Origin of the sequence: Pigmentiphaga daeguensis, assembly GCF_039523035.1 — a bacterium.
Classification (GTDB): domain Bacteria; phylum Pseudomonadota; class Gammaproteobacteria; order Burkholderiales; family Burkholderiaceae_B; genus Pigmentiphaga; species Pigmentiphaga daeguensis.
The window spans coordinates 57,714-71,093 of the sequence record NZ_BAAAEN010000003.1; the positions used below are offsets into that span (position 1 = coordinate 57,714).

Genomic DNA, 13,380 nt, shown 5'->3' on the forward strand with positions numbered 1-13,380 from the left:
CCCTCGTTTCCGAGAAATGATAAATTGCGGATGTCTATTCCATTTTGGAAACGTACTCCTGGAATACCCCCATGAAACTCCAGCAAGTGCGCGCCTTCTGCGCCGTCATCGACCATGACATGAGCGTGTCGCGGGCGGCGCGGGCCCTGCACACCACCCAGTCGGCGGTCAGCAAGCAGATCGGCCAGTTGGAGGACAGCCTGGGCGTGGCGCTGCTGATTCGCGCCAAGAGCCGCATCCTGGGGCTGACCGACGTGGGCCGGCAGGTGCTGCAATGCATGCGCGGCATCCTGGCGGCGACCGAGGATATCTCGCTGATCGTGGCCGACCACCGGCGCGAGGCCGGCGGCCGGCTGGCCATCGCCACCACGCACACGCACGCCCGCTACGCGCTGCAGGACATCGTGCCGGGCTTCACCCGGCGCCACCCGGGCGTGGGCCTGCACCTGGTCCAGGCCACGCCGTCCGAGATCGCCGACCTGGTGGCCACCGGCGAAGTCGACCTGGGCCTGTCCACCGCGCCGCAGATCCTGCCGCCTTCGCTGGCCACCATCCCCTGCTACCAGCTCAAGCACGTGCTGATCGGCGAGCGCGGCCATCCCGTGTTCGAGACGTCGCCCTTGACACTGGAGGCCATTGCCCGCCACCCGCTCATCACCTACAGCGAACAGCACGCCATCGGCCGGCGGGTGAACGAAGCCTTCGCCGCCGCCGGCCTGTCGCCCAAGATCGCCATGCGCGGCACCGACGTGGAGATCATGAAAAGCTATGCGGCCACCGGCGTGGGCCTGGCCGTCATCCCGCTGATCGCCTATTCCCGCACGCGCGACCGCAAGCTCGACGCGCGCCCGGTGGACCACCTGTTCCCGACCAGCATCGTCTACGCGCTGGCCCGGCGCGGCGCGTACTGGCCGCGCCACCTGTACGAGTTCGTCGGCAAGCTGGCGCCGGACCTGACGCCCGCCGCGATCGAAGAGGCGTTGCTGAGCACCGAGCCGCCGGCCTGATGCGCATTCCGCATGCAAAAGCGGAAAAATGAAAATGGTTTTTGGAAACGGTTGTTTTCGCGTGGCGGCGATCCTAGAGTGATTTCCGACGGCGGCCATCCCGGGCCGCCCCCCCGGATATCGCCCACGCCATGCGCCGCCGCACCCAGCCGCCCGCCAACGTCACCGCCCTGGAACGCGGATTCGCCGTACTCGACTGCTTCGCGCGCGCCGCGGGCCCGCTGGGCAACGGCGACATCGCCGAAGCCACCGGCATACCCCGCCCCACCGCCTATCGCCTGATCTCCACGCTGGTCGCGCTGGGCCAGCTGCGACCCTGTCCGGACTCCGACAAGTACGAACTGGCCGCCGGCGTGGTGCGCCTGGCGCAATCCTTCCTCGGCGCGATCGACGCCCGCCGCCTGGTGCGGCCGCACCTCGTGGCGCTGGCCGAGGCATGCGGCGCCTCGGCTTTCCTGGGCCTGCGCGACGGCACCGACATCCTGGTGGTCGAGGCGGCCCGCGCGCGATCGGCCGTGGCCTTCCTGGGCGCCGACGTCGGCACCCGCATGTCGCTGGCCAGTTCGGCGCTGGGACGGGCCTGGCTATCGGGCGTGGATGCGCTGACCTGCGCCACCGTCGGCGCCGATACGCTGGCCGCCGGCAGCACCGTGACCGCCTCGCGCCTGGACGCGGCGCTGCGCAAGGCGCGCCGGCTGGGCTACGCGGCCTCGCAGGGCGAATGGCACGCACAGATCAATGCCGTGGCCACGCCGGTGCGCGCGCCCAGCGGCGAGGTCTTCGCCATCAATTGCGGCGGCCCCTCGTTCCTGATCACGCCCGACAAGCTGCACGACCTCGTCATTCCCCGGCTGCTGCGCGCGGCGGCCGACTTCGCCGACGAAATCGGCGGCATTTCCGGCCCCGCGCTGACCGCGGCCGTGCCGCCCGTTCCCCGCAAACGGATGGCCGCCTCGTCGGCGTAGGGCCATCCGCCCCCCACGACCAGAAAACAGAAGGAGACACCCATGCCCGACTTTCCTCCCCGCCCGGGGCGGCGCACCGCGCTTGCCGCGCTGCTCGCCGCGGCGGCCGCGCCCCGCCTCTCGGCCGCCCAGGACGAGAACTGGCCCAATCGCCCCGTCAAGCTCATCGTGCCCTTCGCGCCCGGCGGGCCGACCGACACGATCGCCCGCATGCTGGCCGAGAAGATGCAGGCCGCCTGGCAGCAACCCGTCGTGGTCGACTACAAGCCGGGCGGCGGCACCATCACCGGCACCAATACGGTCGCCAAGGCGCCGGCCGACGGCTACACGCTGGGCATGGCCATCAGCGCGCTGATGATCAATCCCAGCATGCAGCCCTCGCTGCCCTACGACACGCGCAAGGACCTGGCCGCCGTCTCGCAGGTCGCGCTGACGCACTTCGGCCTGTTCGCGCACCCCTCGCTGCCGGTCGACACCGTGCCCGAACTGATCGCCTATGCCAGGAAGAACCCGGGCAAGCTCAGCTACGCCACGCCGGGCGTGGGCACGGGCACGCACCTGGCCGGCGAACTGCTGGCCCACATGGCGGGCATCGAGCTGGTGCACGTGCCTTACAAGGGCAGCAGCCCGGCGCAGCAGGACGTGGTGGGCGGACGCGTGCCGCTGCTGTTCGACGTGATGTTCTCGGCCATGCCCTACGTCGAGGACAAGCGGCTCAAGCTGATCGCGCTCGCCAGTCCCAAGCGGGCCGCGAGCCATCCCGACATTCCGCTGATCGCCGAGACCGTGCCGGGCTTCTCGGCGATGAGCACGATCGGCATCGTCGAGCCCGCGGGCGTCCCCGCCGCGCTGCGGCGGCGCGTCGGCGCGGACATCGGACGCATCGTGAAGGCACCGGACCTGGCGGCGCGCATGCAGCAGCTGGGCATGGAGCCGGTGGGCTCGACCCCCGAGCAATACGCCGCGCTGATCGACGCCGAAATCGACAAATGGGCCAAGGTGGTCAAGACCGCCGGCATCAAGATCGAATAGATTCCCCACAAGGAGAAATCCATACCATGGCACTTACGCTCACGCCCCTGACGCCCGGCTTCGTCGCCGAAGCCTCGGGACTGGACCTCGCCCGGCCGCTGGATGCGGCCGCCGTCCGCGCCATCGAAAAAGCGATGGACGACTACGCCGTGCTGGTGTTCCGCGACCAGCCGCTGGACCAGGACCAGCAGATCCGCTTCGCCAAGAGCTTCGGTCCGCTGGACCTGGGGCTGCGCAAGGTCAAGGGCGGCGCCCACCGCTTCGACCACGCGGAACTGGCGGACATCTCGAACGTCACCGTCGACGGCTCGGTCGCCGGCCGCGAACACGCCAAGATCGTCGGCAACATCGCCAACCAGCTCTGGCACAGCGACAGCTCGTTCCAGCGCCCGCGGGCCAAGTATTCGATGCTGTCGGCGGTGGTCGTGCCGCAGGACGGCGGCCAGACGGAATTCGCCGACCTGCGCGCCGCCTACGACCATCTGCCGGAGGCCATGAAGGCCGCCATCGGCGACCTCCAGGCCGTGCACTACGCCCTGCACTCGCGCTTCCTGCTGGGCGACACCGACTATACCGAGGCCCAGCGCAATGCCCTGCCTCCGGTGCGCTGGCCGCTGGTGCAGACCGATCCGCGCTCCGGCCGCAAGATCCTGTTCGTGGGCATCCACGCCTGCGAAGTCGTGGGCATGACCGTGGCCGAGGGCCGCATGCTGCTGCTCGACCTGCTCGAACACGCGACCCAGCGCGAGTTCGTCTACCGCCACGCGTGGCGCGTGGGCGACCTGGTCATGTGGGACAACACCGCCACCCTGCATCGCGGCCGGCGCTTCGACTTCGCGCAGCGGCGCGAGCTGCGGCGCGCGACCACCGAGGAAGTGCAGTTGTCGGCCGAGGCGCGCGCGGCGGCCTGACCCTGCCGCTACTTGCCGTGCTCGGCCGCGATCGGCCGGGTCTCGCCGGTCTCCACCAGGCTGCGGGTGGCGTCCGGCGAGCCGTAGATCCACAGGATCTTCATCGGCCGCGTCGCCGACAGGTTGCGGAAGCGGTGCGGCACGCCCGGCGGAATGTAGGTCGCGTCGTGCGCCTTGAGCGGGTGGGACTCGCCGTCGATGTCGAGCACGGCCTCGCCCTCGATCAGCACGACGCTTTCCTCGCAGTTGTGGAAATGGAAGGGAATCTGCGCGCCGGCCTCGAATTCGGTGTAGCCGGTCAGGAAACCCTGGGCGCCGACCTGGCGCCCGACCAGCGGCGTGGTGCGCGCGCCGCCGCCGCGGTCGTGGACGGGCAGTTCGGCGGCCTTGAGCAGGACGGCCCGGGATGGCGTGACGTTCATCGTGGGTTCCTCGGCCTCAGTTGGACTGGATGTTGCCGTCGCGGATCAGTTGCTGGTACAGGTCGAAGTTGCCGCGCGTGGCGGCGCCGAATTCGTCGGGGCCGATGCCGCGCAGGGTCATGCCCAGCGGCGCCAACTGCGCCTTCACGTCGGACGCGGCCAGGGCCTTCACCACGCTCTGGTGCAGGCGGTCGACGATGGGCCGGGGCGTCCCGTGCGGCGCGACGATCGTGGCCCACGAGTCGAAGAAGAACCCGGGCAGGCCGGAGGTGTCCACCGTCGGCACCCCGGGGAACTGCGCCAGCGGCTCCTTCGTGGATACCGCCAGCAGCTTCACCTTGCCGCCCTGGATCAACCCCGCCACCGTTCCCAGCCCCTGGAATCCCGCCTGCACTTCCTTGCCCGCCACCGCCACGGCGCCGGGCGTCGCGCCCTTGTAGGGCACGTGCACGATGTCCAGGCCGGCCTTGCGGGCGAACAGCGCCATCGCGATGTGCTGCGGACTGCCGTTGCCGCCCGAGCTGTAGTTGATGCGGCCGGGGTTGGCGCGCGCATCGGCGATGAAATCGGCCGCGGTCTTGTAGGGGGAGTCGGCCGGCACCACCAGCCCCCACTCGACCGTCGCCACCAGCGACACCGGATCGAAGTCCTTCAGGGGATGCCACGGCATGCTGGGATAGATGTGCGGGATCATGGTGAGGATGCTGTCGTTGAAGCCGCCCAGCGTGTAGCCGTCCGGCGCGGCCTTGGCCACCTTGTCCGCGCCGATCAGCCCGGACGAGCCGGGAATGTTCTCGACCACGAAGGGCTGGCCCAGGTCCTCGGACATCTTCTGGACCACGATCCGGACCGCCTTGTCCACCGCGGAGCCCGCGGCCAGCGGGATCACCATGCGGACGGGCTTGGCGGGATAGGCGTCGGCTGCCCGCGCGGGGGTGCCCGCGCAGACCAGCAGCGCCATGCCCACGCTTGCGATGATGGACTTCATGTCTGTCTCCTCCCCCGTCTGTGCGGGTGGTGTCTGGGAACGAATCTGCGGTCAGCTGGCCAGGAGCGGAATCTCCAGTTCCCTGGCCAGCTGGTCCAGCTCGGCCGCCACGCCGCGGGAAACGGGAATGCCCGTTTCCCGGTAGTGCCGGCGGCGCACGTGGCTCTGTTCGCCGGGCATCCAGATGCGCTCGGTGCCGGGCATGCGGGCGCTGCCGCGCAGGTCTCCCACCAGCCGGTCGACCGCCTCCTTGAAGCCCTGCACCGGGCCGAAGGCGGCCAGGTTCAGGACCAGCATGGCCTGGCCGGTATTGGTCGGCGTGACGTGGTCCTTGTTGAAATCGACGACGTCCCGCCCCATCGCGGCACCGTTCAGCGTGCCGGCCAGCAGGCCAACCATCAGGGCCAGGCCATAGCCCTTGTGGCCGCCTATGGGCATCAGGAAACCCTCGTCCGAACGCGTGGGGTCAAGCAGCGGCCGGCCCTCGCGGTCGATCATCCAACCCTCGGGCATCATCTCGCCGCGCTTGGCCTTGGCCTTGACCTTGCCATAGGCCGCCACCGTGGTCGCCATGTCCAGCACCACCGGCGGCTCGTCGCCCGCCGGCACGCCGACCGAGATGGGATTGGTCGACAGCAGCATGTCGGTGCCGCCCCAGGGCGGCAGGTGATTGGCGTTGCCCACCGCGAAATAGATGCCGACCATGTCGTGCCGCAGCGGCATGGCCGAGTACAGCGAGGCCGGGCCGGCATGGTTGCTGCGGCGCGTGCCCACCCAGGCCGCACCCTGGGTCCTGGCCTTGTCGATGGCGATTGCGGTCGCGCGCGACACCACCAGGTGTCCCATGCCGTTGTCGCCGTCCACGACGGCCATGCCCGGCATGTCGGCCACCACCCGGATGTCGGGCCGCACGTTGATGCCGCCCGACCGGATCCGCCTGACGTATTGGGGCAGGCGGATGACGCCGTGGCCGTCCGAGCCCTGCAGGTCGGCCTGGGCCATCAGGCCCGCCACGGTGGCGGCATCGCCCTCGGGCAGCCCCGCTCGCCGCAGCGCCGCGGCAATGAATCGCTCCAGTTGTTCCAGGGAAACCGATATCGAATTGCTATCTACACCCATGTCCGTCCATGCCACAGCGCGTTGACGGCCAATGCTAGAGAGCGCCAGGGCGGAAATCCAATACAGAATTCGCTCCGGGCCATATCATCCTGATATGGTTTATCGGGGGCAGCCATGAATCTGCGCACCTTGCGGTACTTCGTCGCCATCGTCGACGCCGGCAGCCTGAGCGCGGCCGCGCAGGCCATCTCCATCGCCCAGCCCGCGCTCAGCCGCCAACTGCGCGAGCTGGAACGGGAAATGGGCCAGCCCCTGCTGATACGAGGCGCGCGCGGCGTGCGGCTGACGGCCGCGGGGCTGACGCTGTACGAGTCCGCGCAGCGCATGCTGGCCGAGGCGGCCCGGCTGCGCCGGCAGATGACGCAGCGCCCGGCCAGCGCCGCCACCACGGTCACCATCGGCATCTCGCCCACCCTGGCCGCGGTGCTGGTGCCGGGCCTGTTCGAACAATCGCGGCGGGGCCTGGACGGCATCCGCATCAAGGTGCGCGAGGCCTTCACGCCCTCGCTGCTGGAATGGGTGGAACGTGGAATGGTGGACATGGCCGTGGTCACCAACCCCAGTCCAGGCGGTGCGCTGGCCCTGCAGCCGCTGCTGGGCGAACCCTTCGCGCTGGTCGCCAACGTCGCGCTGGGCCTGGGCCCCGTCATCCCGGCCACGCAGTTGCATCGCATGCCGCTGCTGATGACCTCCTTGCACCGCGACATCGTGGACAGGCAATTGATGCCGCTGGGCGTGGACCTGCGATTGGAGGCCGAGATCGACTCGGTCGACGCCATCCGGGAACTCGTCTGCCGGGGCCGCTGGGCCACCATCATGCCGATCTCGGTGTTCAAGGACCTGGTTGCCGCGGGCCGGGTGACCGGCTCGGAAATCACCGGCGTGCAACTGAACCGCATGCTGGTGCTGGCGCGCCGCATCGAGCGGGACAGCCCGGCGGCCTACGACGCGGTGCAGGACCTGCTGCACGCGGAATTCGCGCGGCTCAATCGCGCCAATGTATTCGGCATATCGAACCTGGGCGGGCCATTCGCTGGCGAACGGGATGCCATGCGGGCAGGAGAGTGACGGGGAAAGGGCGCAGGAACGACGAGGGGCGGCGGGTGGCGTCCCCACCAGGAATCGAACCTGGATCTGATTCTTAGGAGGAACCTGTTCTATCCATTGAACTACAGGGACGCAAGCCCGCTACTGTAACAGCAGAAAGGCCCCCGGGACAAGAATCGCCTTGCCGGTGCAAGCCATGTGAGAATGCGGTCAACGGACCGGGCGAGAACGCGCCGACACCACATCCAGCGAGGTGCCCATGGACCTGTTCCGCGTCAAGAGCATAGACAGCATGCTGGCGCAGCGCGAGACGGCGGGCTTGCGCAAAAGCCTGTCCACCTTCGACCTCGTCATGCTGGGCGTGGGCGCGGTCGTCGGCTCGGGCATCTTCATCCTGACCGGCACCGGCAGCCTGATCGCCGGCCCCGCGCTGTCGCTGTCCTTCGTCCTGGCCGCCATCGCCTGCTTTTTCTCGGCGCTGTCCTATGCCGAATTCTCGTCATCGCTGCCCGTATCGGGCTCGGTCTACACCTATGTCTACGCCACGCTGGGTGAACTGCCCGCCTGGCTGATCGGCTGGATCCTGATCCTGGAGTTCGGCCTGGCGGCCTCGGCCGTCGCCGCTGGCTGGTCCGGCTACCTGCAATCGCTGATCGCCGGCTTCGGCCTGCACCTGCCCGAGGCGCTGCGCGCCGCGCCGGGCGCGGTGGCCGGCAGCGCGTCGCTGTTCAACCTGCCGGCCTTCCTCGTCCTGGCCGCCATCACCGCCCTGCTCTCGCTCGGCGTGCGCCAATCCAAGCGCGTCAACAACGCGATGGTAGTGATCAAGATCCTGGTGGTGGTGCTGTTCATCGCCGCCGGCGCCACCCACGTGCGAACCGAGAACTGGACGCCCTTCATGCCCTACGGCATGAGCGGCGTCTATGCCGGCGCCGCGCTGATGTTCTATGCGTTCATCGGCTTCGACGCGGTCGCGTCCTCGGCCGAGGAAGTCAGGAATCCGCAGCGGTCGCTACCCCTCGGCATCCTGGGCTCGCTGCTGATCTGCACCGTGCTGTACGTGCTCGTGACCCTGGTCATGACCGGTATCGTGCCTTACCAGGACTTCACCGCCAATTCCGACCACCCGGTCTCGCTGGCCTTGCAGCGCACCGGGCAGCTGGGCCTGGCCGGCGTGGTCGACCTGGGCGCGATCCTGGGCATGACGACGGTCATCCTCGTCATGAGCTACGGCCTGACGCGCATCCTCTACGCCATGGCGCGCGACGGCCTGCTGCCACGGCGGCTGGCCAGCCTGCATCCGCGCCATGCGACGCCCTTCACGTTGACGTGGACCGTCGGACTGGCCTTCGCGCTGATCGCCGGGCTCATCCCCCTGGCGGTGCTGGCCGAGCTGATCAACATCGGCACGCTGACCGCCTTCGCGCTGATCTCGCTGGCGGTCATCGTCCTGCGCAGGACCCATCCGGAACTGCGCCGCGGCTTCCGCTGCCCCGGCGTCCCCTACGTCCCGCTCGCGGCCGTCGTCTGCTGCGTCTTCCTGATCGCGCACCTGGACCGGATCACCTGGCTGGCCTTCTGCGTATGGCTGCTGGCGGGCCTCGCGGTGTATTTCCTGTATTCGCGCCGCAAGGCCGTGCTGGCCGGCGAACCGGTCACGCCGCCTGGACGCTGATCGCCGGCACCTCGAAGGCTTCCACCCGCGGCGCCTCGCCTTCCCACTTGCGGATCTCCACCAGCGCCGACAGCGCGCTGGGCGCCTGCGCCAGGCGCGAGGTACCCGCGTCCAGGGTCAGCACGTTGGGATTGCCATGCCGCTCCAGCGCCGCATCCAGGGGATCGAACCACGCGCCGGTGGACATGATGGCCACGCCGCGCATCACGTCGTCCTGCACGGAGGCCGCCGCGATGCAGGCGCCGCGGTCGTTGTAGACCTTGACGAGGTCGCCGTCCCGGATCCCGCGCGCCGCCGCGTCCTCGGCCGCCATCCGCACGCGCTCGCGCCCGTGCAGCTTGTTGGCGGTGGACACGATGCCGGCGTCCAGCTGCGAGTGCAGCTTGTCGCCCGGCTGCGATGTGACCAGGTGCAGCGGAAAGCGCGCGGCCAGGTCCGCGCCCAGCCATTCGGCCGGCGGCACCCAGGCCGGATGGGGCGGGCAGTCGTCGTAGCCGAAGCCGGCGATGCGCTCGGAATAGATTTCTATGCGGCCCGACGGCGTCTTGAGCGGATGGGCGGCGGGATCGCGGCGGAACTCCTCGAACAGCACGAACTCGCGCGTCGGCTCGGGCAGTTCCAGGTGTCCCGCGCGCCAGAAGTCCTCGAAACCGGGCGCCTCGAATCCCGCCTCGCGCCACCCCGCGGCCATGCCGTCATAGATGTGGCGTATCCACTGGAACTCGTCGCGGCCGCCGGTGAAGGCCTGCTCGTAGCCGCCCATGGCGGCCAGCTCGCGATAGATGTCGAAGTCGTTGCGGCTTTGCGCATGCGGCGCCAGCGCCTGATGCATGGCCAGCACGAAGCGGTCGCGCGAGGAACCGCCGATGTCGTTGCGCTCGAGCGTGGTGGTGGCCGGCAGCACGATGTCGGCGCGGCGCGCGGTGGGCGTCCACCAGCTGTCGTGCACGACGATGGTCTGGGGCTTGCTCCAGGCGCGCACCAGGCGGTTCAGGTCCTGGTGGTGATGGAAGGGATTACCGCCCGCCCAGTAGATCATCTGGATGTCGGGGTAGACGTCCTTGCGGCCGTTGAACTCGAAAGGCTCGCCGGGCTGCAGCAGCATGTCGGCGATGCGCGCCACGGGAATCGAGCGGCCGATGGGGTTCGCTCCCGAGGACATCTCGGGCGAGGCCGCGGCCGGCCGCGGATTGCCCACGCCGTTCATGGAACCGTGGCCGAACGCGAAGCCGCCGCCGGGCAGGCCGATCTGCCCCAGCGCCGCCGCCAGCGCGATCGCCGCCCAATAGGGTTGCTCGCCGCGGTGCGCCCGCTGCAGCGACCAGGTGCAGGTCAGCATGGTGCGCGTGTCGGCCGCGCGCCGCGCCAGGGCGCGTATGTCGGCCGCCGGCACGCCGCACAGCTCCTGCGCCCACTCGGGACTCTTGGCCTGGCCGTCGGCCCTGCCCAGCACGTAGTCGGCGAAGCGGTCGAAGCCGGCGCAATGGGTCTGCACGAAATCGGCGGCGTGCCGGCCCTCGGCCAACAGCACGTGCACCATGGCCAGCATCAGGGCGGCATCCGTGTTGGGCCGGATGGGGATCCAGCGCGCATCGATGCCTTCCGGCACGTCCGCCCGGGTGGGGCTGACGACCACGAATTCGACGCCCGCTTCCCTGGCGCGCGCCAGCCAGCGCGGCGTGGAATGCTCGCCGGCGCCGCCCGAGGTGATCTGGGTATTGCGCAGCGGTATCCCGCCGAAGGCCACGAGCAGCCGCGTGTGCGCGGCCACGCTGTTCCAGTCGGTGACCCGCCCGGTGACCGGCGAATAGGTGCCGATGATGTGCGGCAGCAGGAATTGCGCCGCGCCCCAGCTGTAGTTGCCGGCCTGGTTGACGCAGCCACCGCCCGCGTTCAGGAAACGGTGGGTCTGCGTGCGCGCATGGTGCAGGCGGCCGGCCGAGGACCAGCCGTACGATCCGCCGAAGATCGACGCATCGCCATGCGTGGTCCGGATGCGCGCCAGTTCGTCGGCCACGAGCTTCAGGGCTACGTCCCATTCCACTTCCACGAACCGGTCGCCGCCACGCGCGCTGCGATCGGCGCGTTCGCGGTCGCGCAGCCATCCCTCGCGCACGGCGGGGCGGGCGATGCGCAAGGGCGAGTGGACCATGCCGGGCATGGACCGCAGGATGGGCGACGGGGCCGGATCGAGCGCGAACGGCTCGCAGGCCTGCAGGCGACCGTCGGCGACGACGGCGGTGAAGGCGCCCCAGTGGGACAGGGACGGAAAGCGTTTGACATCTACGGCCATGGCGGTCTCGGCAGGATCAAGCGTAGTCCAACGGCAGCGCCGTCGTGTATTTCAGTTCTTCCATCGCGAAACTCGAGCTGACGTCGAAGAGTTCCACGACCTGTATGAGTTTCTTGTACACCATATCGAAGCCCTGGATGTCCGGAACCACGACCTTGAGCAGGTAATCGATCTCGCCGCTCATCCGGTAGAACTCGACCACCTCGGGCATGTCGCGCACCCCGGCGGCGAATTTCTGCAGCCATTGCAGGTCGTGGTGGTTGGTCTTGACGGCCACGAACACGGTCACTCCCACGCCCAGCTTGCGGTTGTCGAGCAGGCACACCTGCTTGCGGATCACACCCTCCTGCGTCAGACGCTGGATGCGTTTCCAGCACGCGGTGGGGGACAGGCTGACCCGCTCGGCGATCTCGTTGACCGAGAGCGTGGCGTCTTCCTGGAGGATAGAAAGAATATTGCTGTCTTTTTTATCCATGGGGAATCAATCACTATTCTAGAGATTGGAGGATAAATAATTTTCCCATTTTTTGACAAACCGGTGTCAATAAGGAAAAAAATTTAATCCCCTTCCCCCCTACACTTTCTCCATGCCCGACCGTATCGCGGATGGGGTTCGGCGCCGCCGGCGCCGTCTGTGCATTCGAGGACAAACGCAGCAATGAAAGAGAAGACCAGGCTGGTTACCGCCGGCAGGCATCCCGAGCGTTTCGCCGGGCTCGTGAATACCCCGATCTTCCGCGGATCGACCATTCTTCACGGGTCGATGGCCGAATGGGAGGAAAAGAAGAAGCGGCGCGCCGCCGACGAGCCGGGCGCCACCACCTATGGCCGCTTCGGCACGCCCACCCACCACGCGCTGGAAGAAGCCATCGCCGAACTGGAAGGCGGCCACCGTTCGCAGGTGTTCCCGTCGGGGCTGGCGGCCTGCGCCACCGCGCTGACCGCCCTGCTGGCCGCCGGCGACCACGTGCTGCTGACCGACAGCGCCTATTCCCCCACGCGCACCTTCCTGACCCGCGTGCTGGGCCGTTTCGGCGTGGAAGTGACCATCTACGACCCGACCTCGGGCGGCGGCATCGAAGCCAGCATGCGGCCCAACACCCGCGTGGTCTACGTCGAGTCGCCCGGATCCGAGACCTTCGAGATCCAGGACATCCCCGCCATCGCGGCCGTGGCCCATCGCCACGGCGCCAAGGTGGTCATGGACAACACCTGGGGCACGCCGCTGTTCTTCAAGCCCTTCCAGCACGGCGTGGACGTCTCCATCCAGGCCGCGACCAAGTACATCGTCGGCCACTCCGACGCCATGCTGGGCATCGTCACCTGCACCGAGGAAACCTGGCCGCTGATCAAGCGCACCACCCAGGACCTGGGCCAGACCGCCGGCCCCGACGACGTCTATCTCGCGCTGCGCGGCCTGCGCACCATGAACGTGCGCCTGCAGCAGCACTGGAAGTCGGGCGTCGAGGTGGCTTCGTGGCTGGAGACCCGGCCCGAGGTGGAAAAGGTGCTGCACCCCGCGCTGCCCAGCCATCCCGGCCACGCGCTGTGGAAACGCGACTTCCTGGGCGCCGCCGGACTGTTCGCGGTGGTGCTCAAGCCCGCATCGCCGGCCGCGGTGGAAGCCTTCATCGACAGCCTGCAGTTGTTCGGCATCGGCGTATCGTGGGGCGGCTACGAAAGCCTGGTCATCCCCTTCAACCCGTCGGGCGACCGCGTCACCGCCAAGTGGCCGTACACCGGCCAGGCGCTGCGGCTGCACGTCGGGCTGGAGGACCCGGCCGACCTGATCGCCGACCTCGAAGGCGGCTTCGCCGCGCTGGCCGAAATCGATTCGGCCCCCGTCGCGCGCCGGGCCTGACCGAGAAACCCAGGTCTCGCGCGGGGAACGAAGGTTTCCCCGCGGAGTATCATGTAACAG

At 68.9% G+C, this 13,380-nt stretch carries 12 protein-coding genes and 1 tRNA gene; 7 read left to right on the forward strand and 6 right to left on the reverse strand.

Translation table 11 applies throughout. The features are described 5' to 3' along the window. Positions 1-71 precede the first annotated feature (71 nt). From ABD104_RS05200 to ABD104_RS05215, 4 genes are all read left to right on the forward strand, one after another. The gene (locus ABD104_RS05200) at positions 72-1,007 is read left to right on the forward strand and encodes a LysR substrate-binding domain-containing protein (RefSeq protein WP_087836896.1); all 936 of its coding nucleotides are present in this window, start codon (positions 72-74) and stop codon (positions 1,005-1,007) included. A 131-nt stretch (positions 1,008-1,138) separates the two neighbouring features. Then, positions 1,139-1,972: an IclR family transcriptional regulator gene (locus ABD104_RS05205; protein ID WP_087836897.1), complete on the forward strand. Its 834-nt coding sequence runs from the start codon at positions 1,139-1,141 to the stop codon at positions 1,970-1,972. A 42-nt stretch (positions 1,973-2,014) separates the two neighbouring features. Continuing rightward, entirely contained in the window at positions 2,015-3,004 is a 990-nt protein-coding gene (locus tag ABD104_RS05210) for a tripartite tricarboxylate transporter substrate binding protein (protein WP_087836898.1), read from the forward strand. A gap of 26 nt (positions 3,005-3,030) precedes the next feature. Next, positions 3,031-3,915 carry a TauD/TfdA dioxygenase family protein gene (locus tag ABD104_RS05215; protein WP_087836899.1) on the forward strand — a complete coding sequence of 295 codons (885 nt, stop codon included), beginning with the start codon at positions 3,031-3,033 and terminating at the stop codon, positions 3,913-3,915. A gap of 8 nt (positions 3,916-3,923) precedes the next feature. Here the strand turns inward: ABD104_RS05215 and ABD104_RS05220 are convergent, their stop codons facing one another. The 3 genes from ABD104_RS05220 to ABD104_RS05230 are packed head-to-tail and all read right to left on the reverse strand — an operon-like array spanning position 3,924 to position 6,444. After that, the gene (locus ABD104_RS05220; RefSeq protein WP_087836900.1) at positions 3,924-4,337 is read right to left on the reverse strand and encodes a cupin domain-containing protein; all 414 of its coding nucleotides are present in this window, start codon (positions 4,335-4,337) and stop codon (positions 3,924-3,926) included. A gap of 16 nt (positions 4,338-4,353) precedes the next feature. After that, positions 4,354-5,325: a Bug family tripartite tricarboxylate transporter substrate binding protein gene (locus ABD104_RS05225; RefSeq protein ID WP_087836901.1), complete on the reverse strand. Its 972-nt coding sequence runs from the start codon at positions 5,323-5,325 to the stop codon at positions 4,354-4,356. A gap of 51 nt (positions 5,326-5,376) precedes the next feature. Then, positions 5,377-6,444, reverse strand: a complete 1,068-nt coding sequence (locus ABD104_RS05230; protein WP_279817984.1) for an Ldh family oxidoreductase — start codon at positions 6,442-6,444, stop codon at positions 5,377-5,379. Positions 6,445-6,558: 114 nt separating this feature from the next. On the opposite strand from ABD104_RS05230, the gene ABD104_RS05235 reads away from it, so the two are divergent. Continuing rightward, complete coding sequence (locus ABD104_RS05235; protein WP_132979413.1) at positions 6,559-7,512, forward strand: LysR family transcriptional regulator; 954 nt, start codon at positions 6,559-6,561, stop codon at positions 7,510-7,512. 36 nt (positions 7,513-7,548) lie between these two features. Here ABD104_RS05235 and ABD104_RS05240 read toward each other — a convergent pair. Then, positions 7,549-7,623, reverse strand: a tRNA-Arg gene (locus ABD104_RS05240). 127 nt (positions 7,624-7,750) lie between these two features. Here ABD104_RS05240 and ABD104_RS05245 point away from each other — a divergent pair. Then, entirely contained in the window at positions 7,751-9,166 is a 1,416-nt protein-coding gene (locus ABD104_RS05245; RefSeq protein WP_087836904.1) for an amino acid permease, read from the forward strand. Here the strand turns inward: ABD104_RS05245 and ABD104_RS05250 are convergent. Together ABD104_RS05250 and ABD104_RS05255 are read right to left on the reverse strand one after the other, a co-directional pair. Next, a complete protein-coding gene (locus tag ABD104_RS05250) occupies positions 9,147-11,459 on the reverse strand; it encodes a molybdopterin guanine dinucleotide-containing S/N-oxide reductase (protein WP_132979414.1) in 2,313 nt (770 codons plus the stop codon). The two genes, ABD104_RS05245 and ABD104_RS05250, sit on opposite strands and share 20 nt — an antisense overlap. Positions 11,460-11,475: 16 nt before the next feature. Then, the gene (locus ABD104_RS05255) at positions 11,476-11,934 is read right to left on the reverse strand and encodes an Lrp/AsnC family transcriptional regulator (RefSeq protein WP_087781515.1); all 459 of its coding nucleotides are present in this window, start codon (positions 11,932-11,934) and stop codon (positions 11,476-11,478) included. A 183-nt stretch (positions 11,935-12,117) separates the two neighbouring features. Here ABD104_RS05255 and metC point away from each other — a divergent pair, with 183 nt between their 5' ends. Then, a complete protein-coding gene (gene metC / locus ABD104_RS05260; RefSeq protein WP_087836906.1) occupies positions 12,118-13,320 on the forward strand; it encodes a cystathionine beta-lyase in 1,203 nt (400 codons plus the stop codon). The last annotated feature ends 60 nt before the right edge of the window (positions 13,321-13,380 follow it).

Excerpts from the sequence above, each read along its gene's own strand:
- ABD104_RS05200 (WP_087836896.1), top strand. The coding sequence starts at position 72 with ATGAAACTCCAGCAAGTGCGCGCCTTCTGCGCCGTCATCGACCATGAC.
- ABD104_RS05205 (WP_087836897.1), top strand. The coding sequence starts at position 1,139 with ATGCGCCGCCGCACCCAGCCGCCCGCCAACGTCACCGCCCTGGAACGC.
- ABD104_RS05210 (WP_087836898.1), top strand. The coding sequence starts at position 2,015 with ATGCCCGACTTTCCTCCCCGCCCGGGGCGGCGCACCGCGCTTGCCGCG.
- ABD104_RS05215 (WP_087836899.1), top strand. The coding sequence starts at position 3,031 with ATGGCACTTACGCTCACGCCCCTGACGCCCGGCTTCGTCGCCGAAGCC.
- ABD104_RS05220 (WP_087836900.1), bottom strand. The coding sequence starts at position 4,337 with ATGAACGTCACGCCATCCCGGGCCGTCCTGCTCAAGGCCGCCGAACTG.
- ABD104_RS05225 (WP_087836901.1), bottom strand. The coding sequence starts at position 5,325 with ATGAAGTCCATCATCGCAAGCGTGGGCATGGCGCTGCTGGTCTGCGCG.
- ABD104_RS05230 (WP_279817984.1), bottom strand. The coding sequence starts at position 6,444 with ATGGGTGTAGATAGCAATTCGATATCGGTTTCCCTGGAACAACTGGAG.
- ABD104_RS05235 (WP_132979413.1), top strand. The coding sequence starts at position 6,559 with ATGAATCTGCGCACCTTGCGGTACTTCGTCGCCATCGTCGACGCCGGC.
- ABD104_RS05245 (WP_087836904.1), top strand. The coding sequence starts at position 7,751 with ATGGACCTGTTCCGCGTCAAGAGCATAGACAGCATGCTGGCGCAGCGC.
- ABD104_RS05250 (WP_132979414.1), bottom strand. The coding sequence starts at position 11,459 with ATGGCCGTAGATGTCAAACGCTTTCCGTCCCTGTCCCACTGGGGCGCC.
- ABD104_RS05255 (WP_087781515.1), bottom strand. The coding sequence starts at position 11,934 with ATGGATAAAAAAGACAGCAATATTCTTTCTATCCTCCAGGAAGACGCC.
- metC (WP_087836906.1), top strand. The coding sequence starts at position 12,118 with ATGAAAGAGAAGACCAGGCTGGTTACCGCCGGCAGGCATCCCGAGCGT.